The organism is Polaribacter glomeratus (assembly GCF_002954665.1).
Classification (GTDB): domain Bacteria; phylum Bacteroidota; class Bacteroidia; order Flavobacteriales; family Flavobacteriaceae; genus Polaribacter; species Polaribacter glomeratus.
On the sequence record NZ_MSCM01000001.1, the window covers coordinates 1,906,622 to 1,927,685 of the forward strand.

The window sequence follows — 21,064 nt, forward strand, 5'->3', positions numbered from 1 at the left end:
TTTATAAGTGTGAAGAAATTAATATAAACCCTTTGGCTAAATCTCAATATGATTAATTTATTACTTAGAATATAATTCTACGATTAATTGCTCTTTGATATTTTCTGGAATTTGTAATCTTTCTGGTACTTTAACAAAAGTTCCAGTTTTTGTGTCTAAATTCCATGTTAACCACTCAAATACATTACTATTTGAAGCTAATGCATTATCAATAGCTTGTAAAGATTTAGATTTCTCTCTTACCGCAACAACATCACCTTCTTGTAAACTATAAGATGGAATATTAACGATTTCACCATTAACGGTGATATGTCTGTGAGAAACTAATTGACGCGCTCCGCTTCTAGAGTTTGAAACACCCATTCTATAAACTACATTATCTAAACGAGATTCACATAATTGTAATAAGATTTCACCTGTAATTCCAGATGCAGCTTGCGCTTTCTTAAATAAATTACTGAATTGACGCTCTAAAATACCATAAGTATATTTAGCTTTTTGCTTCTCCATTAATTGAGTAGCGTATTCAGATTTTTTACCTCTTCTTCTCGCATTTCCATGCTGTCCTGGTGGGTAATTTCTTTTTTCGAAGTTTTTATCTTCTCCAAATATTGCTTCGCCAAATTTACGAGCAATTTTAGTTTTTGGTCCTGTGTATCTTGCCATTTTGTTTTTGTTATAAATAGGGATTATGAATTAAGGCTTTCTCCTTCGATAATCTTATAAGTCCTACTTTGTTAAAATATAAATTAAATTAATAAAAATAAAAGTTTAAGCTAGTTCAGCTTAAACTCTTCTTCTTTTAGGTGGACGACATCCATTATGAGGAATAGGAGTAACATCAATGATTTCTGATACTTCAATACCTGCATTATGAATAGACCTAATAGCAGATTCTCTACCATTTCCTGGACCTTTCACATACACTTTTACTTTACGTAAACCTGCTTCTTTTGCAACGTTTGCACAATCTTCTGCTGCTAATTGAGCTGCATATGGAGTATTCTTTTTAGAACCTCTAAAACCCATTTTACCTGCAGATGACCATGAAATTACATCACCTTTCTTGTTTGTTAAAGAAATAATGATATTATTGAAGGACGCAGTTACGTGCGCTTCGCCTATAGCATCTATTATTACCTTACGCTTTTTTGTACTTGCTTTTGCCATAATTATCTAAGTTTAGTAATTTAGTTTTCTAAAATTATAGTTCACACTATTAATAGATCTTTATTACTTTATCTAACTTTATTTTTTCTTGTTAGCTACGGTTTTTCTCTTACCTTTTCTTGTACGAGAGTTATTCTTAGTTCTTTGACCTCTTAATGGGAGACCAAGTCTATGACGAATTCCTCTTTGACAACCAATATCCATCAATCGCTTGATGTTGATCTGTATTTCTGAACGTAGTTCACCTTCAATAGTGAAAGTACCTACTTGTTCTCTAATTGCTGCGATTTGATCATCAGTCCAATCTTGAACCTTGATACTTTCATCAACACTTGCTTTTGCTAAAACTTCTTTAGCTCTACTACTTCCTACACCAAAGATATAAGTTAAAGCAATAACTCCTCTTTTATTCTTTGGAATGTCTATACCTGCTATTCTTGCCATTACCCTTGTCTTTGTTTAAATCTAGGATTTTGTTTATTAATTACGTATAATCTACCTTTTCTGCGCACTATCTTGCAGTCGGCACTTCTTTTTTTAACTGATGCTCTAACTTTCATCTGTTCTATATTTTTTTTTAGTATCTGTAAGTAATTCTTGCTTTTGATAAATCGTACGGGCTCATTTCTAATTTCACCTTATCCCCGGGTAGCAATTTAATATAATGCATACGCATTTTACCCGATATATGAGCCGTAACAACATGTCCATTTTCTAATTCCACACGAAACATTGCATTTGATAATGCCTCTGTAATTGTCCCGTCTTGTTGAATAGCTGATTGTTTAGCCATATTATTTATTCGATTTTCTATTACTATTCCCTGTTTTCATTAAGCCATCATAATGACGATTTAATAAATAAGAATTTATTTGTTGCAAAGTATCAATTGCAACTCCTACCATAATTATTAAGGATGTTCCGCCATAAAACATCGCCCAACTTTGTTGTACTCCAAACTGAACTACAATAGCTGGTAAGATAGACAAAGCTGCTAAGAATAACGAACCTGGGAACGTAATTCTTGATAAAACACTGTCTAACCTGTCTGCTGTGTCTTTTCCTGGACGAATACCTGGTATAAAACCACCACTTCTTTTTAAATCTTCAGCCATTTTATTCGTTGGAATAGTAATAGCTGTGTAGAAAAAACTAAAAATGATAATTAATAATGCAAAAATAACATTATAACCAAGACCATTCATATCCTGTAAACCAGCCATAAACGGAAACCTTTGAGCCAAAGCAACTGGTAAAAACATAATTGCTTGTGCAAATATAATAGGCATTACACCTGCTGCATTTAATTTCAAAGGGATATAATCTCTTGAACCCGCAACATTTTGAGTGTTACCTGCAACTGTTCTTCTAGCATATTGCACCGCAATTTTACGAACAGCGGTCACTAATAAAACAGTTAATAAAATTACTACAAACCAAACGATAATTTCAATTAAGACCATCATGATACCACCTGCTCCTGCATTTGTTGTTTTAGCAACAAATTCTTGTAAAAAAGCTGCTGGGAAGTTAGCGATAATACCAACTGTAATTAATAATGAAATACCATTACCAACACCTTTATCTGTAATACGCTCTCCTAACCACATTGCAAAAATAGTACCCGCAGTTAAAATAATGATCGATGATATCCAAAAAGTAGCACCACTTACTAAGAACGCTTCTGGCCCAAGACCAAACTGTGTTTTAATAGCAGTAATATACGTTGGTGCTTGCACTAGCGTAATACCAATAGTTAACCATCTCGTTATTTGTGTAATTTTTTTTCGTCCACTTTCTCCATCTTTTTGAAGTTTCTGTAAATACGGAACCGCAATTCCCATTAACTGAACTACAATAGATGCAGAAATGTATGGCATAATACCAAGTGCCATTACTGACGCTCTAGCAAATGCTCCTCCTGTAAATGCATTTAATAAACCTAAAAGACCACCTGAAGTACTTTCTTTTAAAGCTGCTAATTGTAATGGATCTATTCCAGGTAGTGGAACAGCAGCCATAAAACGATACACAGCAATTAAACCGATTGTAAGAAGAATCTTATTCTTTAACTCCTCTATGCTAAAAATGTCTTTTAATCTATTTATAAAATTCATCATTTACAATTTCTTATAAAGTAACAGTTTCACCGCCAGCTGCTTCGATAGCTGCTTTTGCTGTTGCTGTAAATTTATGTACAGTTATATTTAATTTAGCTTTTAATTCTCCACCACCTAGTATTTTAACTAGCTCGTTTTTACCTGCTAAACCAATAGCAACCAAATTTTCTAAATTAACTGTATCCGTTATCTTTCCGCTATCAACTAAAGATTGTAATTTATCTAAATTGATTCCTTGATATTCTTTACGATTTATGTTTGTGAAACCAAATTTTGGAACACGTCTTTGAAGTGGCATTTGACCACCTTCAAAACCAATTTTTCTAGAATACCCTGAACGAGATTTTTGTCCTTTATGACCTCTAGTAGCTGTACCACCATGACCAGAACCTTCACCACGTGCAATTCTTTTTCCTTTTTTAATGGAACCTTCTGCTGGTGTTAAATTATGTAAACTCATTTTTCTATGTCTTATTTAATTTCTTCGAAAGAAACTAAGTGTTTAACTGTATTTACCATACCAACTATTGAAGGAGTTGCCTCGTGTTCAACAGTTTGGTTCATTTTACGTAAACCTAATGCTTCCAGAGTCCTTTTTTGACTTTGTAAACGCCCGATTTGACTTTTTACTTGTGTAACTTTAATTTTTGCCATCGTTCTTAGATTTATCCGTTAAATACTTTCTCTAAAGAAATTCCTCTTTGTTTAGCTATCGAACCAGCACTACGTAATTGTAATAAAGCATTAAAAGTTGCTTTAACAACGTTGTGAGGATTTGATGAACCTTGAGACTTAGATAATACATCATGAATACCAACTGACTCTAACACGTGTCTTACAGCACCACCTGCAATAACCCCTGTACCATGAGATGCAGGTTTAAGGAACACTTTTGCACCACCAAACTTACCTTTCTGTTCGTGAGGTAAAGTTGCTTCTAAAATCGGTATTCTTACTAAATTTTTCTTTGCGTCTTCAATTGCTTTAGCAATTGCTGAAGAAACATCTTTAGATTTACCTAATCCGTGTCCAACAACTCCATTACCATCACCAACTACTACGATTGCAGAGAAACCAAATGCTCTACCACCTTTCGTTACTTTAGTAACACGTTGTACACCAACTAATCTATCTACAAGCTCTAGTCCACTTGGCTTAACTCTTTCTACGTTTTTATAACCTTGCATAATTTCTTAAAATTTTAAACCAGATTCTCTTGCAGCATCAGCTAATACTTTAACTCTACCGTGATATAAATATCCGTTTCTGTCAAAAGCAATTGTTTCAACTCCAACTTTAACAGCTTTTTCAGCGATTGATTTACCAACTGCTGCTGCTGCTTCTAATTTTGTATCTGCTTTTATTTCTTTATCTCTAGATGAAACTGAAGCTAATGTTACTCCGTTTACATCATCAACTAGTTGAGCGTAAATTTCTTTGTTACTTCTATAAACCGATAATCTTGGTTTAGTAGGAGTACCAGAAATAATTTTTCTAATTCTACGCTTAATTCTAGTTCTTCTTTGTAGCTTTGATAATGCCATAATGCTATGTATTATGCAGATTTACCTGCTTTTCTTCTTAATAATTCACCAACAAACTTAACTCCTTTTCCTTTGTAAGGCTCTGGAGCTCTGAAAGAACGAATCTTAGCAGCAATTTGACCAACTAATTGTTTGTCAAATGAAGATAATTTAATGACTGGGTTTTTCCCTTTCTCAGATATTGTTTCAACAGTAACTTCTGGAGCTATTTCTAAAACAATATTATGAGAGTAACCTAAAGCTAAGTCTAATTTTTGACCCTGACAAGATGCTCTATAACCTACACCAACCAGTTCTAAATCCTTAGTCCAACCTTTACTTACACCATCAATCATGTTACTGATTAACGCTCTCATTAAACCATGTTGTGCTTTATGGTCTTTACTTTCTGATGCTCTATCTAAAGTGATAATACCATCTTCAATTACAATCGATATACCGTTTGAAATAGTTTGAGATAATTCTCCTAACTTTCCTTTTACAGTTACAACGTTGTCTTTTATGTTTACATCTACACCTTGTGAAATGCTAACGGGATTTTTTCCTATTCTACTCATTTCTTATAGATTAATAAACATAACATAAAACTTCTCCTCCAACTTTCTCGAGACGTGCTTTCTTATTTGTCATTACACCCTTTGATGTAGAGACAATAGCAATACCAAGTCCGTTCAATACTCTTGGCATCTCTGTAGAGCCAACATATTTACGTAAACCAGGTGTACTGATACGTTGAATTTTTCTAATTACTGACTCTTTTGTTTCTCTGTCATATTTTAAAGCTATTTTGATAGATCCTTGAACCTTGTTATCATTAAACTGATAGCTTAAAATATACCCTTGATCAAACAAAATTTTAGTCATTTCCTTCTTCAAATTTGAAGCTGGAATTTCCACTACTCTGTGCCCTGCTGCGATTGCATTTCTTACTCTAGTAAGAAAATCCGCGATTGGATCTGTATACATATTTATTTATATTGCGATTACGGTTTTTAATTACCTCTATTTTCCTACAGATTTCTCTGTGATAACTAAACCTATAATCAGTTAAAATTCTAATACTCAAAAAAAATAGAGCGTGCAAAGATACACATTCTATTTTTATTTTTATACTTTATTTTTGATTTCTACCAACTTGCCTTTTTAACACCGGGTATCAATCCTTGATTTGCCATTTCACGAAACGTTACACGAGAAAGACCAAACTGACGCATGTATCCTTTTGGACGACCTGTTAATTTACATCTGTTGTGCATTCTAACTGGTGAAGCGTTCTTTGGTAATTTCTGCAATGCTTCATAGTCTCCAGCTTCTTTTAAAGCTTTTCTCTTTTCTGCATATTTTGCAACTGTCTTTGCTCTTTTACGTTCGCGAGCTTTCATTGATTCTTTAGCCATTTCTTAATTTTTTGTGAATGGTAAACCTAATTCTCCTAATAATGACTTCGCTTCTTTATCAGTATTTGCAGAAGTTACAAAAGTAATATCCATACCGTTAATTTTTTTCACTTGATCAATATTAATCTCTGGGTAAATGATTTGTTCTGTAATACCTAAATTGTAATTACCTCTTCCATCAAAACCACTAGCTTTTATACCGTTAAAGTCCCTTACACGAGGTAAAGAAGCTGTAACTAATCTATCTAAAAATTCATACATTTTATCTCCACGTAAGGTAACTTTGACACCAATTGGCATTCCTTTACGCAATTTAAACGCTGCAACATCTTTTTTAGACATCGTAGATATAGCTTTTTGACCAGTAATCTTAGTTACTTCTTCTAAAGCGTAATCTATTAATTTCTTATCTGCAATTGCAGCACCAACACCTTTAGAAATAACAATCTTTTCTAGTTTAGGCACTTGCATTACATTCTTATAACTGAATTCTTCAGTAAGAGCTTTAATTACTCTTTCTTTGTATTCTGCTTTTAATCTTGGTACGTAACTCATGATTATTCTTATTTTTTAGTTTTTTTAGAGATTCTAGTTTTAGTATCTCCATCAACTTGATAACCTACTCTTACAGCAACACCATCTTCAACTAACATTAAGTTAGAAATATGAAGTGATGCCTCTTTTTTTACAATTCCACCTTGAGGACTTTGAGCGCTAGGTTTAGTGTGTTTAGAAACTAAGTTTACACCTTCTACTAAAACTCTATCTTTATCCTTTATGATTTGTAAAACTTTTCCTTCGGACCCTTTATGATCTCCTGCGATTACTTTTACAGTATCTCCTGATTTAATTTTGAACTTCTTCATTTTGTATAATGATTTAAAGCACTTCAGGTGCTAATGATACTATTTTCATGAATTGTTTCTCACGAAGCTCACGAGCAACTGGACCAAATACACGTGTTCCTCTCATCTCCTCTGTAGGATTTAAAAGAACACAAGCATTGTCATCAAATCTGATATATGATCCATCCTTACGTCTTACTTCTTTCTTTGTTCTTACAACAACTGCTCTAGATACTTGACCTTTTTTTACAGTTCCGTTAGGAGTTGCAGACTTAACAGCTACAACAATTTTGTCTCCAATACTTGCATAACGTTTTCTCGTTCCTCCCAAAACTCTGATAACTAAAACTTCTTTTGCTCCAGTATTATCTGCTACTTTTAATCTTGATTCTGTCTGTAACATATTATTTAGCTCTTTCTAGGATTTCTACTAATCTCCAACGTTTAGATTTACTCATAGGTCTAGTTTCCATGATTCTAACAGTATCTCCTTCGTTGCAATCATTCTTTTCGTCGTGTGCAACGTACTTCTTAGTCTTTAATACGAACTTTCCGTACATTGGGTGCTTTACTCTTTTAGTTTCGGCTACAACAATAGATTTCTCCATTTTGCTACTAGAAACAACACCAATTCTCTCTTTTCTAAGATTTCTTTTTTCCATCTTTAAAACTGACTATAGAATTATTGTAATTCTCTTTTTGTTAATTCTGTTGCAATTCTTGCTACAGTTCTTCTTAAACCTCTCAATTGCAATGGATTCTCTAAAGGAGTTATTGCGTGAGCCATTTTAAGATCAGTATAATTCTTTTGCAACGCTCCCAACTTCTCATTAAGATCAGCTGTAGATAATTCTTTTACTTCTAATTGTTTCATTATATCTCGAATTATGCGTTAATATCAAAATCTCTTGCTACTACAAACTTCGTTTTTACTGGAAGTTTTTGAGCTGCTAAACGTAAAGCTTCTTTTGCCACGTTGATTGGTACACCACCAATTTCGAACAAAATTCTACCCGGTTTAATAACCGCAACAAAATGATCTGGTGCTCCTTTACCTTTACCCATACGAACCTCTAAAGGCTTTTTAGTAATAGGCTTATCTGGAAATATTTTAATCCATAATTGACCTTCTCTTTTCATGTGACGAGTTGCTGCAATACGCGCTGCCTCAATCTGACGAGAAGTTAATAGATTCTGGTCTATAGATTTGATACCAAACATTCCGTTAGAAAGTTGACTTCCTCTTCCAGATAAACCAGACATATTTCCTTTCCCCTTCTGTACCTTACGGTATTTTACTCTTTTTGGCTGTAACATTTTTAATTTCTAATTTTAAAAATTATTTTCTTCTACGAGGTTGTTGGCGTTTTGCTCTATCTCCTCCTTTTGCGCCACTTTGCTTCTTAGACAAACCAACTAATGGAGATAATTCTCTTTTACCATAAACCTCACCCTTCATAATCCATACCTTAACACCGAGTCTTCCGTATTGTGTATGAGCTTCTACAAGTGCATAATCGATATCAGCCCTAAAAGTAGAAAGAGGAATTCTACCTTCTTTATAATGCTCTGAACGTGCCATTTCAGCTCCGTTTAAACGACCTGAAATTTGAATTTTAATTCCTTCAGCATTCATACGCATTGTAGCTTGGATAGCCATTTTAGTAGCTCTCTTATAAGAAATTCTATTCTCAATTTGACGGGCTACGCTAACTGCTACTAATTTAGCATCTAATTCTGGACGTTTTATTTCGAATATATTTATTTGAACTTCTTTACCAGTAATTTTTTTAAGTTCTTCTTTTAACTTGTCTACCTCTTGACCACCTTTCCCGATAATGATACCAGGTCTAGCAGTAGTGATAGTAACGGTTACAAGTTTAAGTGTACGCTCTATAATTACTCTAGAAACACTTGCCTTAGATAATCTAGCATTCACATACTCTCTTATCTTAAAATCTTCAGCTAATTTATCTCCGTAGTCATTACCACCATACCAGTTAGATTCCCAACCTCTGATGATTCCTAAACGATTTCCTATTGGATTAGTTTTTTGTCCCATTTCTACTTTGATTAATTACTTACATTTTTACTACCTAACTCTAAAGTAACGTGATTAGAACGCTTACGAATTCTATGAGCACGCCCTTGTGGAGCTGGTCTTAATCTTTTTAACATCCCTGCGCTATCTACACAAATAGATTTTACAAATAACTTAGCTTCTTCTATAGATTCATCTTCATTTTTAGCTTGCCAGTTTGCAATTGCAGACAATAACAATTTCTCTAAATTTATCGATGCTTCTTTAGGGCTAAATTTTAAGATTTGTAAAGCCTTTTCAACTTCAACACCTCTTACCTGATCTGCTACTAAACGCATTTTTCTTGGTGACGTAGGACAGTTAGTCAGCTTCGCGAAAGCACGTTGCTTTCTATCTGCTTTTAACTGATATGCCATATTTTTTTTACGAACTCCCATTTCCTGCTATTTTTTTCCTTTATTTTTTGCACCAGCATGTCCTCTAAATGAACGAGTTGGTGAAAATTCGCCTAATTTATGCCCTACCATGTTTTCAGTAACATAAACTGGTACAAATTGACGTCCATTATGAACGGCAATTGTTTGTCCTACAAAATCTGGAGTAATCATACTTGCTCTAGACCAAGTTTTGATTACAGTTTTGTTACCAGCTTCTACATTAGCTAACACTTTTTTCTCTAACTTATAGTGAACGTAAGGTCCTTTTTTTAATGATCTTGCCATAACTTATTATTTCTTTCTACGTTCTATAATATACTTATTACTAGCTTTAGTCTTAGATCTAGTTTTAAATCCTTTAGCAGGAATACCATTTCTAGATCTTGGATGACCTCCAGAAGCACGACCTTCACCACCACCCATTGGGTGATCCACAGGATTCATTCTTACTGCATTTACTCTTGGTCTTCTACCTAACCATCTTCTTCTACCTGCTTTACCAGATACTAATAATTGATGATCTGAATTAGATACAACTCCAATTGTAGCTGTACAAGTTAACAAGATTAATCTTGTTTCACCAGATGGTAATTTTACAGTTGCATACTTACCTGCTCTTGCCATTAATTGAGCAAAAGAACCAGCCGAACGCGCCATAACAGCACCTTGACCTGGACGTAATTCTATACAAGAAATTGTAGTTCCTAAAGGAATTTCACTTAAAGCCATAGAGTTACCAATTTCTGGAGCAACTCCAGTTCCTGAAATAACTACTTGACCTACGTTTAAACCGTTTTGTGCAATCACATAACGTTTTTCACCATCAGCATAACTTAAGAGTGCAATAAATGCTGTACGATTTGGATCGTACTCTATCGTTTTTACTGTTGCAGGAATACCATTCTTATCTTTCTTAAAATCGATAATACGATATCTTTGTTTATGACCACCTCCTATATTACGAGTTGTCATTCTACCTTGACTGTTTCGACCTCCAGATCTTTTTTTCGGAGCAAGTAAACTTTTCTCCGGCTTATCAGTTGTTATGGCGTCGAACCCATTTACAACTCTAAAACGCTGACCTGGTGTTATTGGTTTTAATTTTCTAACTGACATTTTGTGTCTTTGTTCTTAAAGATTGTTATAAAAATCAATGCTTTCTCCATCTGCTAATTGAACGACAGCTTTTTTGTACCCACTCTTAATACCTGTAACTAAACCTTTTTTAGTAAACTTTGTATTTCTTTGAATTGGGTAGTTTAAAGTCTTAACGCTTAAAATAGAAACTCCATAAGCTGACTCAACAGCATTTTTAATTTCTAATTTATTAGCTTTCTTATCTACTACAAAAGTATAACGATTAAATAATTCGCTATGATTTGTTGCTTTTTCCGTAATAATAGGTTTTATTAAAATACTCATTTTGAATCCCTATTTGCTTAAATTAGTGTTGATTTCTTCTAAAGAACTTTCAGTAATCACTATTTTACTAGCGTTTAAAACACCATAAGTGTTAATTTCTGAAGCGTTTATAACTTTAGAGTTTTTTAAGTTACGTGATGATAAATACACATTTGCATTTTCACTACCTAACACAAACAATGATTTTCTAGTTCCAAGTTCTAAAGCCTTTAAAACATTTACAAAATGTTTAGTCTTCGGACTTTCAAAATCAAAGTCTTCTACAACTACTAAATTATTATCGTTTGCTTGTATACTTAAAGCTGATTTACGTGCTAAACGCTTTAAGTTCTTATTCAATTTAAATGAATAACTTCTTGGTCTTGGACCGAACATACGACCTCCACCTCTAAAAACTCCAGACTTGATAGAACCTGCTCTTGCAGTACCAGTTCCTTTTTGTTTTTTTATCTTTCTTGTAGAACCCGCTATCTCTGCTCTCTCCTTAGATTTATGAGTTCCTTGACGTTGATTTGCCAAGTACTGCTTTACATCTAAATAAATTGCATGATCGTTAGGTGCTATACCAAATACATCGCTAGAAAGTTGAACCTTTCTACCTGTATCTTTTCCTGTAATATCTAAAACTGCTAATTCCATTATCTCTGAATAGTTACAAAAGCATTTTTGTGTCCAGGAATTGCTCCTTTAACAATAAGTAAGTTCTTTTCAGCAACCACTTTTAATACTCTTAAGTTTTGTACTTTCACTTTATCTCCACCCATTCTTCCGGCCATACGCATTCCCTTAAACACTCTTGCAGGATATGACGCAGCACCAATAGAACCAGGAGCTCTTAAACGGTTGTGTTGACCATGAGTAGCTTGTCCAACTCCGGCAAAACCGTGACGTTTAACAACACCCTGAAAACCTTTACCTTTTGATACTCCAGAAACATCAACAAACTCTCCTTCAGCAAAATGTGCTACTGTGATAGAGTCTCCTAATTTAAATGTTCCTTCATATCCCTGAAATTCAACGACTTTCTTTTTAGCAGTAGTACCAGCTTTTTTAAAGTGGCCATCTAACGCTTTGTTAGAACTCTTTGCTTTTTTGTCATCGAAACCAAGTTGTAATGCATTGTAGCCGTCAACCTCTTTGGTTCTGACTTGGGTAACAACGCAAGGACCCGCTTCGATTACAGTACAAGGAATATTCTTCCCGTTTGCATCAAATAAGCTGGTCATCCCAATTTTTCTTCCTATTAACCCAGACATTTAGTTAAAATTTTAGACGATAAATATAATTATCCAGCGCGTCTATTATTAATATTTATTTTTGAAACTATCGTTTCGAATAATCCTTTGAGTTTGTTGCAAAAAAAACAGCGTAAAACAAATTCAACGCTGATTTTGTTTTTTCCGTTTTTCCTTCGCGAAACGCTCTGGACATGTAACTATTATTTAATTTTACTCAAAAAATAGCTTTACCCTACTCTAATTCGGGTTGCAAAAGTATAAAAAACTTTCGGTTTAAAAAAATTAAACCGAAAGTTAATCATTTACTTTCTAATTATACTTTAATTTCAACTTCAACACCACTTGGTAATTCAAGTTTCATTAAAGCATCAATAGTTTTCGAAGAAGAACTATAAATGTCTAATAATCTTTTATACGAAGCTAACTGAAATTGCTCTCTAGATTTTTTATTTACGTGAGGTGAACGTAAAACAGTAAAAATCTTTTTATGTGTTGGTAAAGGTATTGGTCCATTTACAACTGCACCAGTACTTTTTACAGTCTTTACAATTTTTTCAGCAGATTTATCTACTAAGTTGTAATCGTAAGACTTTAATTTAATTCTAATTTTTTGACTCATCTTATATTATTTAGTAGATTAACCTTTTGCTTTTGCGATTACTTCTTCAGATACATTAGAAGGAGTTTCAACATAATGTGAAAATTCCATAGTAGAAGTTGCTCTACCAGAAGACATTGTTCTTAAAGCAGTAACATAACCAAACATTTCTGATAATGGGACTAAAGCTTTAACAACTTTTGCACCAGCACGATCGCTCATATCATTAACTTGACCTCTTCTTCTATTTAAATCACCTACGATATCTCCCATGTTTTCCTCAGGAGTTAACACTTCTACCTTCATTAATGGTTCCATAATTTTTGCTTTTGCAGATTTTGCAGCAGCTTTATACCCCATTCTTGCAGCTAGTTCAAAAGACAGTGCATCAGAATCCACTGCGTGGAAAGATCCGTCTCTTAATGTAACTTTCATTGAATCCATCTCATATCCTGCTAAAGGACCATTTCGCATAGCTTCTTTAAATCCTTTTTCAATAGAAGGAACAAATTCTTTAGGTACATTTCCACCTTTAATAACAGATGTAAATTGTAAACCTTGAACACCTTCATCAGCTGGACCTATGGTAAATACAATATCAGCAAACTTACCACGACCACCAGATTGTTTTTTATAAACTTCTCTGTGCTCTGCTTCTGCTGTAATAGCTTCTTTGTATTCTACTTGAGGTTGACCTTGATTTACTTCTACTTTAAACTCACGTCTTAAACGATCTACAATTACATCTAAATGTAATTCACCCATTCCAGAAATAATAGTTTGTCCAGAAGCTTCATCTGTTCTAACTGTAAATGTTGGATCTTCTTCAGCTAATTTTGATAAGCCAATTCCTAACTTATCAACATCTGCCTTTGTTTTAGGTTCAACGGCAATACCAATTACTGGATCAGGAAAATCCATAGATTCTAACACTATTGGGTGTTTTTCATCCGTTAAAGTATCTCCAGTCTTAATAGACTTAAATCCTACAGCCGCACCAATATCTCCAGCCTCGATAAAATCGATGGCATTTTGCTTATTAGCATGCATTTGATAGATTCTAGAAATACGTTCTTTTTTACCTGAACGATTATTTAAAACATAAGAACCAGCGTCTAAACGACCTGAATACGCTCTAAAAAATGCTAAACGACCTACGAAAGGATCTGTTGCAATTTTAAAAGCTAATGCAGCGAATGGTTCATGAACACTTGGCTTACGAATTTCTTTTTCGTCTGTATCTGGATTTATACCAATAATACCTTCCTTATCCATTGGAGAAGGTAAATAACGACATACAGCATCTAAAAGAAACTGAACACCTTTATTTTTAAATGCAGAACCACAAATCATAGGAATAATAGCCATATCCATTACAGCAGCCCTAAGTGCAGCATGCACTTCTTCTTCTGTAATAGAATTTTCATCTTCCATAAACTTTTCTAAAAGGTTCTCATCATAACTTGCAACTTCTTCAATTAGAAGTGCACGATATTTACGAGATTCTGCTTTTAATTCTTCAGGTATGTCAATAACATCAAAAGTTGCCCCTTGAGTTTCATCATGCCAAACAATAGCACGGTTTTTTACTAAATCTATAATTCCTTTAAAATCTTCTTCATCACCAATGTTTAAAACAATTGGCACTGCGTTAGATTTTAACATGTCTTTTACTTGTTGACAAACTCCTAAAAAGTCTGACCCTTGACGATCCATTTTATTAACGAATCCAATTCTTGGCACTTTATAGTTATCAGCTAATCTCCAGTTAGTTTCAGATTGAGGCTCAACACCATCAACTGCACTAAATAAAAATACTAAACCATCAAGAACACGTAATGAACGGTTTACTTCAACCGTAAAATCAACGTGGCCTGGAGTATCGATAATATTAAAGTGATACTCTTTAGACCCTTCGATTGGCTCACCATCAACTCTTGGAAACATCCATTCACATGTTGTTGCCGCAGATGTAATAGTAATACCACGTTCTTGCTCTTGCTCCATCCAATCCATTGTCGCAGCACCATCATGTACTTCTCCAATTTTGTGTGAAACTCCTGTATAATAAAGAATACGCTCTGTTGTAGTGGTTTTTCCTGCATCAATATGTGCAGCAATACCAATATTTCTAGTTAAAGTTAAATCTCTTGCCATTTCTTATATTAAAATCTAAAGTGAGAGAATGCTTTATTTGCTTCTGCCATCTTATGAGTATCTGTACGTTTTTTTACCGCTGCTCCTTCTTCTTTAGCTGCTGCTAAAATTTCTGCTGCTAAACGTTGCGCCATGGTTTTTTCATTTCTCTTACGAGTATATAAAATCATCCATTTTATAGCCATAGACACTTTACGATCTGGTCTAATTTGCATTGGTATTTGAAATGTTGCACCACCTACTCTACGAGATCTTACTTCTACATGAGGCATTACATTAGACAAACCGTCTTTCCAAATTTCTAAAGCCGATTTTTCTTCGCCTTCTCCTTTTCTTTCTTCTACTAGTTCTAAAGCATCATAAAATACTTTAAACGCTACAGACTTTTTACCACTCCACATTAAGTTATTAACGAATCGCGTTACAAGCTGATCGTTAAACTTCGGATCTGGTAATAAGACCCTTTTTTTTGCTGCTCTTTTTCTCATGTCTTTACATTAAAAAAGTTACTAAATTACTTTTTTGGGCGTTTTGCACCATACTTAGACCTACGTTGGGTTCTACCCTCAACACCTGCTGTATCTAATGCACCACGTACTACGTGATATTTAACACCTGGTAAATCTTTTACCCTTCCACCTCTAACTAATACTATCGAGTGCTCCTGTAAGTTATGTCCTTCACCTGGGATGTACGCGTTTATCTCATTACCATTTGTCAATCTAACTCTGGCTACTTTACGCATTGCAGAATTAGGTTTCTTTGGTGTTGTGGTATAAACTCGAGTACATACTCCACGTCTTTGCGGACAAGACGACAAAGCAGCCGATTTACTCTTCTTAGTTATTTTGGTTCTTCCTTTACGAACTAATTGTTGAATAGTTGGCATACTAAATTATTCCTGTTTTTCGTTTATAATTAAACATTATCTCTTTTTTAAGAGTCCGCAAATGTACAAATAAATTCTAATTATTCAAATATCAACTAGTTATTTTTTTAAATTGATTTAATTTCGATGCCTTTTTACTATTTTATTTTACATTTGAACCTAACATTACAGCTACTTTGAATCGAAAAATTAGACATTTTTTTAATATGGTATTTTTTATATTTTTAACTAGCACCTTTTTTGCTCAAAAGTTAGATTTATACATAACGTCTTTAAATGTTAATGATAATTTGGTTTTAGAAAAAATAGCATATCAAAAAAAACATATTGATTCCATTTCAATTTATATAGAATTAAATAGAATATCGATCCATTTAAAAAATATAGGTTATTTTACACACTCTCTTGATAGCATTACAAAAACAACTAAAGAATATAATGCTTACTTCAATTTAGAAGATAGGATCGAAGAAGTAGTTTTAAAATCGAATTCTGATATAATATTTTTACTTAAAAAACATACAATTGTAGAGGACTTAATTTATGTACCTATAGAAAAACTAGAAATACTTCTGCTTGAAATTTCGAGTTTATTAGATAAAGATGGAAGATCCTTTTCTAAGGTTAAATTAAAGAATATTTTAATTACTGGTAAAATCCTATTTGCAGACTTAGAAATTAAACCATCAGAAAAAAGAGTTCTAAACAAAATACTTGTAAAAGGTTATGATAACTTCCCTGCATCATTTATAAAAAACTATTTCAATATAAAATCAGACGCAGAAATAAATCAAAAAAAAATAACAGAAATTTCGAATTTATCCAAAGGAATAAAATTTATACAACAAATTAAAACTCCTGAAATTCTTTTCACAAAAGATTCTACATTGCTATACCTATATCTAAAAAAACATCCAAACAATAGTTTTGATGGTTTGGTTAATTTTGCTTCGGATGAAACTGGTAAATTATTGTTTAATGGTACTATTGATTTAAAATTTAATAACATTTTAGACAGTGGAGAGAAATTTGAGATGTTTTGGAATAGTATAGGCTATGAAAGACAAGAGTTTAAAATATTAACTGAAATTCCGTATGTATTTAATACACTGATAACACCAGAGCTTTCATTTTCTATATATAAACAAGATTCAAGTTTTTTAAACACTACATTTAATTCAAAAATAAAATATCAAATTAATGATAAACTAAAAGTTGGCGTATCTTACAACTCAGAAACTTCTAACATTTTACAAACTTTAAGTTCTACAGATGAAATTGATACTTTTAATAGTAATTTTATTGGGTTCTATTTATCTTACACAATACCAAAGAATGATAAATTTTTTAACAATAAGTTTCATTTAGAGATAAAACCTGAGTTTGGAAAAAGAAAAATAGCAATAGCATCTTCGAATCAATTTAAAATTAAAGCCATAACTTCTTATATTTGGGATATAAATTATAGAAATAGCATATATGTTAAAAATGACACAGGGGTTTTAAATTCTGACTCTTATTTAAACAACGAACTTTTTAGAATTGGCGGGGCAAATTCTATTAGAGGGTTTAATGAACAAAGTGTTTTTACAAGAAACTACACTTTTTTTAATATTGAATACAGGTTTCTAACTTCTGAAACATCCTATTTATACTCTATTACAGATTTAGGAAAAGTTAAAGAGGAAAAGAGAAATTTGGTAAGTTTTGGTCTTGGTTTTAAATTTATAAATAACAAAACAATCATTGATTTAGGTATTGTTGTAAACAAAGAAGATAACTCACAAATTCTAACTAAAAATGCGAAAATAATTATTAATTGGAAGGTATTATTCTAATTATTGCACACTTTAAACCATAGATATCATATAAAAAGAAGACAAATTAATGTTTTCGAGAATTAAAATGGTCAGCAATAAAAAGTCTAATAAATTGTTTTTCTGTGCATTAGATATCCTTTTTTACATCATAAAACATCTTTATTAAGAATTATAGTTCATTTTTATGTTAAAAAATTGTTTATTTAAGATTTATTTAAGACTTTTGGGGTTAATTAATTCAAATAATTATAAAATGAAGACAAAGTTTAATGGAATTTTAACGCTATTACTAGCGTTGGTCGTGCAAATTTCGTTTGCACAAGAAAAGACTATTTCCGGAAAGGTATCTGATTCGTCAGGAACTTTACCTGGAGTTAGTGTAACAATTAAGGGTACTGTAAAAGGTGTTGAAACTGACTTTGATGGTAAATATTCTATCAAAGCTAAATCTGGAAGCGTTTTAGTTTTTAGATATCTTGGTTATAAATCTTCTGAGAAAACAGTTGGAGCATCAAATGTAATTAACGTTACCTTAGAAGAAGGTGGTGAAGTACTTGATGAAATAGTTGTTACTGCTTTTGGTATCAAAAGATCAGAAAAAGCACTTGGTTATTCTGTACAGAGCATCAAAGGAGATGACATGACAGAGGCAAGAGAAAGCAACATTACAAACGCTATTAGTGGTAAAGTTGCCGGTGTTCAAGTTACTGGTACATCTGGTAGTGTTGGAGCATCTTCTAGAATTGTATTAAGAGGTAACTCTTCTATTACAGGTAATAATGAGCCTTTGTATGTAGTTGATGGTATACCGATTAATAACTCTTCTTTTGGTAATGCTGGTTCTGGTGGTGGAGTTGATTTACCAAACGGAGCTGCAGATATTAATCCTGATGATGTTGAATCTATCACAGTATTAAAAGGACCAAATGCTGCTGCATTATACGGTCTTAGAGCTGGTAATGGTGTAATTGTTATTACTACTAAAAGAGGTAATGCAAACAAAAAATTTAGTGTTTCTATAAATACAAATATTACGTTCTCTAATCCTTTACTTTTACCTGATTATCAAAATTCTTATGGACAAGGTGGTGATCCAACTTTCTTTAAATATGTTGATGGTGCTAGTGGTGGTGTTGGTGATGGTGTTGATGAGAGCTGGGGTCCTGCTTTAGATGCTGGATTAGAATTTGTACAGTGGAATTCTCAATTAACAAATAATGGTTTAGCAACTCCTTGGGTTTCTAGCCCAGATAATGTTAAAGATTTCTTGAATACAGGTGTTAATATTTCTAATAACGTTTCTGTAACTAGTGGTGCTTTTAGATTATCTATTGGTAACAGTGAAGAAAAAGGAATGGTGCCATTTACAGAATTAAAGAAATTTTCTGTAGGTGTTAGTGGTTCTTTACAACTTGGAGATTATGTAAAAGCAGGAGTATCTTTGAACTACTTTAATCAAGATAGTGATAACATCCCTACTGGTGGTTATAATAATGAAAATCCTTTTCAACAATTTATCTGGTCTGCAAGACAAGTTAATTTTACTGAATTAAGAGATTGGAGAAACTTTCCTTTAGCACCAGTTGGTACTGCAGCAGAAGGAACTCCTTTAAACTGGAATCATAACTTCCAAAATAACCCATATTGGATTTTAGAAACAAATAGAAATACATTTGAAAAAGATCGTATTATTGGTAATGTAGATTTAGTTTCTCAATTAACAGATCATTTAACACTTACAACTGTTGTTGGTATAGATCAATTTAGCCAACGTACAACTAACAGACAAGCTGTTGGTAGTAATAGTGCTCAAAATGGTGCTTATGAAGAAAGAATTAGAAGATTTGAGGAATTAAATGCTAGTTTCTTATTAAACTATAACAGAAATTTATCTGAAGATATTGGATTCTCATTAAGTTTAGGTGGAAATCACATGTATCAAAAAGGTGATAATGTTCGTGGAAGTTTACCAGCATTGGAATTACCAAATTTATATAGTTTATCAAATTTACAAACAGGATCTACTGCTGACATAAGTAATTTTCATAGTGACCAAAAAATTAATAGTTTTTATGGTTATGGACAATTTTCTTACAAAGACATGTTCTTCTTAGATTTTACAGGAAGAAAAGATTACTCAAGTATTTTACCAGTAGCTAACAATTCATTCTTTTACCCATCTGTTACAGGTTCGGCAGTATTGTCTGATGTATTTGAAGGATTAAAAGCTAACAACATAAACTTCTTAAAAGTAAGAGGTGGTTGGTCTAGAGTTGGTAGTACAGGTGCACTAGGTGCTTATTCTTTAAATCAAACTTTTGGTTTAAATAATACAGGTTTTGGAAATCAGGCTAGTGTTCCAAACACTCAGTTTAACCCTAACTTAAAAGCGGAAACTGTAACTGGAATAGAATTTGGTCTTGATGCTAAAATGTTTAACAACAGATTACGTTTTAGTGCTTCTTACTATGATCAAAGAAGTGAGGACTTATTAGTACCAATACAAGTATCTGCTGCTACAGGATTTACAAGTGTTTGGGATAACGTTGCCGACATGAATAACTCAGGTTTTGAATTTCAGTTAGGTGGTACAATCATTAAAAAAGAAGATTTTTCTTTTGATGTTGATTTAAACTTTGCAGCTAACGTAAACGAAGTTGTTTCTTTAGGTGAATTAGATAGTTATGTTTTAGGTGGTCAATGGGGAGTTAGTTTAGAAGCTAGACCAGGACAGCCTTATGGAACATTAATTGGTAGAGATTTCCAGAGAACTGCTAGTGGTCAAGTAATTTATCAAAATGGTTTACCATTGATAAATTCTGAGCAACAAGTTATTGGTAATATCGCTCCAGACTGGACAGGTGGTGCAAATTTCGCATTTCGTTACAAAGATTTTGATATATCTACATTGTTAGATGCGAAAATTGGTGGTGATGTACACAGTATGACTTATGCATGGGGTAGATACGCAGGTACTTTATCAGAAACTGTTATTGGTCGTGAAACTGGTGTAGTTGGTAATGGTGTAATGTCTGACGGTAATGGTGGTTTTGTGCCAAATAACGTAACAGTTAGTGCAAAAGCATATAACCAAGCATCTTTTTCTAATGGTGTAGAGTCTAGTTCTGTATTTGATGCTTCTTATGTTAAATTAAGACAAATATCAATTGGGTATACTTTACCAAACAGATTTTTAAAAGAATCAATAGTACAATCTTTAAAGTTCTCGATAGTTGGTAGAAATCTTGCTATCTTATACAAGAAAGCTCCACATATTGATCCTGAAACAGGATTTAGTAGCTCAAATGGAAATCAAGGTCAAGAATTTGGTCAATATCCATCAGCTAGAAACATTGGTTTCAATATTAACATGAGATTTTAATAAA

The 21,064-nt window shown here is 33.0% G+C and carries 32 protein-coding genes; 2 read left to right on the forward strand and 30 right to left on the reverse strand.

Annotated elements, in window-relative coordinates; translation table 11 throughout:
- Positions 1 to 60 precede the first annotated feature (60 nt).
- The 30 genes from rpsD to rpsL form a co-directional block, all read right to left on the reverse strand.
- Positions 61 to 666, reverse strand: coding sequence for a 30S ribosomal protein S4 (gene rpsD, locus BTO16_RS08125; protein WP_105021101.1), 606 nt, complete (start codon positions 664 to 666; stop codon positions 61 to 63).
- A 120-nt stretch (positions 667 to 786) separates the two neighbouring features.
- Positions 787 to 1,170, reverse strand: coding sequence for a 30S ribosomal protein S11 (gene rpsK, locus BTO16_RS08130; RefSeq protein ID WP_105021102.1), 384 nt, complete (start codon positions 1,168 to 1,170; stop codon positions 787 to 789).
- A gap of 78 nt (positions 1,171 to 1,248) precedes the next feature.
- The gene (gene rpsM / locus BTO16_RS08135) at positions 1,249 to 1,614 is read right to left on the reverse strand and encodes a 30S ribosomal protein S13 (protein ID WP_105021103.1); all 366 of its coding nucleotides are present in this window, start codon (positions 1,612 to 1,614) and stop codon (positions 1,249 to 1,251) included.
- Positions 1,614 to 1,730: a type B 50S ribosomal protein L36 gene (ykgO, locus tag BTO16_RS08140; protein ID WP_004568720.1), complete on the reverse strand. Its 117-nt coding sequence runs from the start codon at positions 1,728 to 1,730 to the stop codon at positions 1,614 to 1,616. The genes rpsM and ykgO overlap by 1 nt, the downstream gene beginning before the upstream one ends.
- Positions 1,731 to 1,747: 17 nt before the next feature.
- Positions 1,748 to 1,963 carry a translation initiation factor IF-1 gene (gene infA, locus BTO16_RS08145; RefSeq protein ID WP_104808455.1) on the reverse strand — a complete coding sequence of 72 codons (216 nt, stop codon included), beginning with the start codon at positions 1,961 to 1,963 and terminating at the stop codon, positions 1,748 to 1,750.
- A 1-nt stretch (position 1,964) separates the two neighbouring features.
- Positions 1,965 to 3,287, reverse strand: a complete 1,323-nt coding sequence (gene secY / locus BTO16_RS08150) for a preprotein translocase subunit SecY (RefSeq protein WP_105021104.1) — start codon at positions 3,285 to 3,287, stop codon at positions 1,965 to 1,967.
- A 13-nt stretch (positions 3,288 to 3,300) separates the two neighbouring features.
- Positions 3,301 to 3,750: a 50S ribosomal protein L15 gene (gene rplO / locus BTO16_RS08155; RefSeq protein WP_105021105.1), complete on the reverse strand. Its 450-nt coding sequence runs from the start codon at positions 3,748 to 3,750 to the stop codon at positions 3,301 to 3,303.
- Between the two features lie 11 nt (positions 3,751 to 3,761).
- Positions 3,762 to 3,944, reverse strand: coding sequence for a 50S ribosomal protein L30 (gene rpmD, locus BTO16_RS08160; protein ID WP_105021106.1), 183 nt, complete (start codon positions 3,942 to 3,944; stop codon positions 3,762 to 3,764).
- Between the two features lie 11 nt (positions 3,945 to 3,955).
- Positions 3,956 to 4,480: a 30S ribosomal protein S5 gene (rpsE, locus tag BTO16_RS08165; RefSeq protein WP_104808452.1), complete on the reverse strand. Its 525-nt coding sequence runs from the start codon at positions 4,478 to 4,480 to the stop codon at positions 3,956 to 3,958.
- 3 nt (positions 4,481 to 4,483) lie between these two features.
- Positions 4,484 to 4,834 carry a 50S ribosomal protein L18 gene (gene rplR / locus BTO16_RS08170; RefSeq protein WP_105021107.1) on the reverse strand — a complete coding sequence of 117 codons (351 nt, stop codon included), beginning with the start codon at positions 4,832 to 4,834 and terminating at the stop codon, positions 4,484 to 4,486.
- Positions 4,835 to 4,845: 11 nt separating this feature from the next.
- Complete coding sequence (gene rplF, locus BTO16_RS08175) at positions 4,846 to 5,391, reverse strand: 50S ribosomal protein L6 (RefSeq protein WP_105021108.1); 546 nt, start codon at positions 5,389 to 5,391, stop codon at positions 4,846 to 4,848.
- Positions 5,392 to 5,401: 10 nt separating this feature from the next.
- Positions 5,402 to 5,800 (reverse strand): 30S ribosomal protein S8, encoded by a 399-nt coding sequence (gene rpsH, locus BTO16_RS08180; protein ID WP_105021109.1) that lies wholly within the window; start codon positions 5,798 to 5,800, stop codon positions 5,402 to 5,404.
- A gap of 161 nt (positions 5,801 to 5,961) precedes the next feature.
- Complete coding sequence (gene rpsN, locus BTO16_RS08185) at positions 5,962 to 6,231, reverse strand: 30S ribosomal protein S14 (RefSeq protein WP_087522448.1); 270 nt, start codon at positions 6,229 to 6,231, stop codon at positions 5,962 to 5,964.
- Between the two features lie 3 nt (positions 6,232 to 6,234).
- On the reverse strand, positions 6,235 to 6,786 hold the full coding sequence (gene rplE, locus BTO16_RS08190) for a 50S ribosomal protein L5 (protein WP_105021110.1): 552 nt from the start codon (positions 6,784 to 6,786) through the stop codon (positions 6,235 to 6,237).
- Between the two features lie 8 nt (positions 6,787 to 6,794).
- A complete protein-coding gene (gene rplX / locus BTO16_RS08195; RefSeq protein WP_105021111.1) occupies positions 6,795 to 7,097 on the reverse strand; it encodes a 50S ribosomal protein L24 in 303 nt (100 codons plus the stop codon).
- A 13-nt stretch (positions 7,098 to 7,110) separates the two neighbouring features.
- The gene (gene rplN / locus BTO16_RS08200; RefSeq protein WP_068451523.1) at positions 7,111 to 7,479 is read right to left on the reverse strand and encodes a 50S ribosomal protein L14; all 369 of its coding nucleotides are present in this window, start codon (positions 7,477 to 7,479) and stop codon (positions 7,111 to 7,113) included.
- A 1-nt stretch (position 7,480) separates the two neighbouring features.
- Positions 7,481 to 7,738 (reverse strand): 30S ribosomal protein S17, encoded by a 258-nt coding sequence (gene rpsQ, locus BTO16_RS08205; RefSeq protein WP_004568734.1) that lies wholly within the window; start codon positions 7,736 to 7,738, stop codon positions 7,481 to 7,483.
- 20 nt (positions 7,739 to 7,758) lie between these two features.
- Positions 7,759 to 7,950: a 50S ribosomal protein L29 gene (rpmC, locus tag BTO16_RS08210; protein WP_105021112.1), complete on the reverse strand. Its 192-nt coding sequence runs from the start codon at positions 7,948 to 7,950 to the stop codon at positions 7,759 to 7,761.
- Between the two features lie 11 nt (positions 7,951 to 7,961).
- Positions 7,962 to 8,393 carry a 50S ribosomal protein L16 gene (rplP, locus tag BTO16_RS08215; RefSeq protein ID WP_105021113.1) on the reverse strand — a complete coding sequence of 144 codons (432 nt, stop codon included), beginning with the start codon at positions 8,391 to 8,393 and terminating at the stop codon, positions 7,962 to 7,964.
- Positions 8,394 to 8,415: 22 nt separating this feature from the next.
- Positions 8,416 to 9,138 carry a 30S ribosomal protein S3 gene (rpsC, locus tag BTO16_RS08220; protein ID WP_105021114.1) on the reverse strand — a complete coding sequence of 241 codons (723 nt, stop codon included), beginning with the start codon at positions 9,136 to 9,138 and terminating at the stop codon, positions 8,416 to 8,418.
- A gap of 11 nt (positions 9,139 to 9,149) precedes the next feature.
- Positions 9,150 to 9,554: a 50S ribosomal protein L22 gene (rplV, locus tag BTO16_RS08225; protein ID WP_105021115.1), complete on the reverse strand. Its 405-nt coding sequence runs from the start codon at positions 9,552 to 9,554 to the stop codon at positions 9,150 to 9,152.
- A gap of 6 nt (positions 9,555 to 9,560) precedes the next feature.
- Positions 9,561 to 9,839 carry a 30S ribosomal protein S19 gene (gene rpsS, locus BTO16_RS08230; protein WP_015482224.1) on the reverse strand — a complete coding sequence of 93 codons (279 nt, stop codon included), beginning with the start codon at positions 9,837 to 9,839 and terminating at the stop codon, positions 9,561 to 9,563.
- Between the two features lie 6 nt (positions 9,840 to 9,845).
- On the reverse strand, positions 9,846 to 10,670 hold the full coding sequence (gene rplB / locus BTO16_RS08235; RefSeq protein WP_105021116.1) for a 50S ribosomal protein L2: 825 nt from the start codon (positions 10,668 to 10,670) through the stop codon (positions 9,846 to 9,848).
- Positions 10,671 to 10,685: 15 nt separating this feature from the next.
- Positions 10,686 to 10,976 (reverse strand): 50S ribosomal protein L23, encoded by a 291-nt coding sequence (gene rplW, locus BTO16_RS08240; protein ID WP_105021117.1) that lies wholly within the window; start codon positions 10,974 to 10,976, stop codon positions 10,686 to 10,688.
- A 9-nt stretch (positions 10,977 to 10,985) separates the two neighbouring features.
- Positions 10,986 to 11,615 (reverse strand): 50S ribosomal protein L4, encoded by a 630-nt coding sequence (gene rplD / locus BTO16_RS08245; RefSeq protein ID WP_105021118.1) that lies wholly within the window; start codon positions 11,613 to 11,615, stop codon positions 10,986 to 10,988.
- Positions 11,615 to 12,232 (reverse strand): 50S ribosomal protein L3, encoded by a 618-nt coding sequence (rplC, locus tag BTO16_RS08250; RefSeq protein ID WP_104808439.1) that lies wholly within the window; start codon positions 12,230 to 12,232, stop codon positions 11,615 to 11,617. Before rplC ends, rplD begins: the two co-directional genes overlap by 1 nt.
- A gap of 295 nt (positions 12,233 to 12,527) precedes the next feature.
- Positions 12,528 to 12,833, reverse strand: coding sequence for a 30S ribosomal protein S10 (gene rpsJ, locus BTO16_RS08255; RefSeq protein ID WP_004568745.1), 306 nt, complete (start codon positions 12,831 to 12,833; stop codon positions 12,528 to 12,530).
- An 18-nt stretch (positions 12,834 to 12,851) separates the two neighbouring features.
- Complete coding sequence (fusA, locus tag BTO16_RS08260; RefSeq protein ID WP_105021119.1) at positions 12,852 to 14,969, reverse strand: elongation factor G; 2,118 nt, start codon at positions 14,967 to 14,969, stop codon at positions 12,852 to 12,854.
- Between the two features lie 8 nt (positions 14,970 to 14,977).
- The gene (rpsG, locus tag BTO16_RS08265; protein WP_026775259.1) at positions 14,978 to 15,457 is read right to left on the reverse strand and encodes a 30S ribosomal protein S7; all 480 of its coding nucleotides are present in this window, start codon (positions 15,455 to 15,457) and stop codon (positions 14,978 to 14,980) included.
- 26 nt (positions 15,458 to 15,483) lie between these two features.
- Positions 15,484 to 15,858, reverse strand: a complete 375-nt coding sequence (gene rpsL, locus BTO16_RS08270; RefSeq protein WP_018943587.1) for a 30S ribosomal protein S12 — start codon at positions 15,856 to 15,858, stop codon at positions 15,484 to 15,486.
- Positions 15,859 to 16,064: 206 nt separating this feature from the next.
- On the opposite strand from rpsL, the gene BTO16_RS08275 reads away from it, so the two are divergent.
- Together BTO16_RS08275 and BTO16_RS08280 are read left to right on the forward strand one after the other, a co-directional pair.
- Positions 16,065 to 17,696, forward strand: a complete 1,632-nt coding sequence (locus BTO16_RS08275) for a BamA/TamA family outer membrane protein (RefSeq protein WP_105021120.1) — start codon at positions 16,065 to 16,067, stop codon at positions 17,694 to 17,696.
- A gap of 235 nt (positions 17,697 to 17,931) precedes the next feature.
- A complete protein-coding gene (locus BTO16_RS08280) occupies positions 17,932 to 21,060 on the forward strand; it encodes a SusC/RagA family TonB-linked outer membrane protein (RefSeq protein WP_105021557.1) in 3,129 nt (1,042 codons plus the stop codon).
- The last annotated feature ends 4 nt before the right edge of the window (positions 21,061 to 21,064 follow it).

Bases quoted from the DNA above. Each gene is read 5' to 3' on its own strand.
- rpsD (WP_105021101.1), bottom strand. From the start codon at position 666: ATGGCAAGATACACAGGACCAAAAACTAAAATTGCTCGTAAATTTGGC.
- rpsK (WP_105021102.1), bottom strand. From the start codon at position 1,170: ATGGCAAAAGCAAGTACAAAAAAGCGTAAGGTAATAATAGATGCTATA.
- rpsM (WP_105021103.1), bottom strand. From the start codon at position 1,614: ATGGCAAGAATAGCAGGTATAGACATTCCAAAGAATAAAAGAGGAGTT.
- ykgO (WP_004568720.1), bottom strand. From the start codon at position 1,730: ATGAAAGTTAGAGCATCAGTTAAAAAAAGAAGTGCCGACTGCAAGATA.
- infA (WP_104808455.1), bottom strand. From the start codon at position 1,963: ATGGCTAAACAATCAGCTATTCAACAAGACGGGACAATTACAGAGGCA.
- secY (WP_105021104.1), bottom strand. From the start codon at position 3,287: ATGAATTTTATAAATAGATTAAAAGACATTTTTAGCATAGAGGAGTTA.
- rplO (WP_105021105.1), bottom strand. From the start codon at position 3,750: ATGAGTTTACATAATTTAACACCAGCAGAAGGTTCCATTAAAAAAGGA.
- rpmD (WP_105021106.1), bottom strand. From the start codon at position 3,944: ATGGCAAAAATTAAAGTTACACAAGTAAAAAGTCAAATCGGGCGTTTA.
- rplR (WP_105021107.1), bottom strand. From the start codon at position 4,834: ATGGCATTATCAAAGCTACAAAGAAGAACTAGAATTAAGCGTAGAATT.
- rplF (WP_105021108.1), bottom strand. From the start codon at position 5,391: ATGAGTAGAATAGGAAAAAATCCCGTTAGCATTTCACAAGGTGTAGAT.
- rpsH (WP_105021109.1), bottom strand. From the start codon at position 5,800: ATGTATACAGATCCAATCGCGGATTTTCTTACTAGAGTAAGAAATGCA.
- rpsN (WP_087522448.1), bottom strand. From the start codon at position 6,231: ATGGCTAAAGAATCAATGAAAGCTCGCGAACGTAAAAGAGCAAAGACA.
- rplE (WP_105021110.1), bottom strand. From the start codon at position 6,786: ATGAGTTACGTACCAAGATTAAAAGCAGAATACAAAGAAAGAGTAATT.
- rplX (WP_105021111.1), bottom strand. From the start codon at position 7,097: ATGAAGAAGTTCAAAATTAAATCAGGAGATACTGTAAAAGTAATCGCA.
- rplN (WP_068451523.1), bottom strand. From the start codon at position 7,479: ATGTTACAGACAGAATCAAGATTAAAAGTAGCAGATAATACTGGAGCA.
- rpsQ (WP_004568734.1), bottom strand. From the start codon at position 7,738: ATGGAAAAAAGAAATCTTAGAAAAGAGAGAATTGGTGTTGTTTCTAGT.
- rpmC (WP_105021112.1), bottom strand. From the start codon at position 7,950: ATGAAACAATTAGAAGTAAAAGAATTATCTACAGCTGATCTTAATGAG.
- rplP (WP_105021113.1), bottom strand. From the start codon at position 8,393: ATGTTACAGCCAAAAAGAGTAAAATACCGTAAGGTACAGAAGGGGAAA.
- rpsC (WP_105021114.1), bottom strand. From the start codon at position 9,138: ATGGGACAAAAAACTAATCCAATAGGAAATCGTTTAGGAATCATCAGA.
- rplV (WP_105021115.1), bottom strand. From the start codon at position 9,554: ATGGGAGTTCGTAAAAAAAATATGGCATATCAGTTAAAAGCAGATAGA.
- rpsS (WP_015482224.1), bottom strand. From the start codon at position 9,839: ATGGCAAGATCATTAAAAAAAGGACCTTACGTTCACTATAAGTTAGAG.
- rplB (WP_105021116.1), bottom strand. From the start codon at position 10,670: ATGTCAGTTAGAAAATTAAAACCAATAACACCAGGTCAGCGTTTTAGA.
- rplW (WP_105021117.1), bottom strand. From the start codon at position 10,976: ATGAGTATTTTAATAAAACCTATTATTACGGAAAAAGCAACAAATCAT.
- rplD (WP_105021118.1), bottom strand. From the start codon at position 11,615: ATGGAATTAGCAGTTTTAGATATTACAGGAAAAGATACAGGTAGAAAG.
- rplC (WP_104808439.1), bottom strand. From the start codon at position 12,232: ATGTCTGGGTTAATAGGAAGAAAAATTGGGATGACCAGCTTATTTGAT.
- rpsJ (WP_004568745.1), bottom strand. From the start codon at position 12,833: ATGAGTCAAAAAATTAGAATTAAATTAAAGTCTTACGATTACAACTTA.
- fusA (WP_105021119.1), bottom strand. From the start codon at position 14,969: ATGGCAAGAGATTTAACTTTAACTAGAAATATTGGTATTGCTGCACAT.
- rpsG (WP_026775259.1), bottom strand. From the start codon at position 15,457: ATGAGAAAAAGAGCAGCAAAAAAAAGGGTCTTATTACCAGATCCGAAG.
- rpsL (WP_018943587.1), bottom strand. From the start codon at position 15,858: ATGCCAACTATTCAACAATTAGTTCGTAAAGGAAGAACCAAAATAACT.
- BTO16_RS08275 (WP_105021120.1), top strand. From the start codon at position 16,065: ATGGTATTTTTTATATTTTTAACTAGCACCTTTTTTGCTCAAAAGTTA.
- BTO16_RS08280 (WP_105021557.1), top strand. From the start codon at position 17,932: ATGAAGACAAAGTTTAATGGAATTTTAACGCTATTACTAGCGTTGGTC.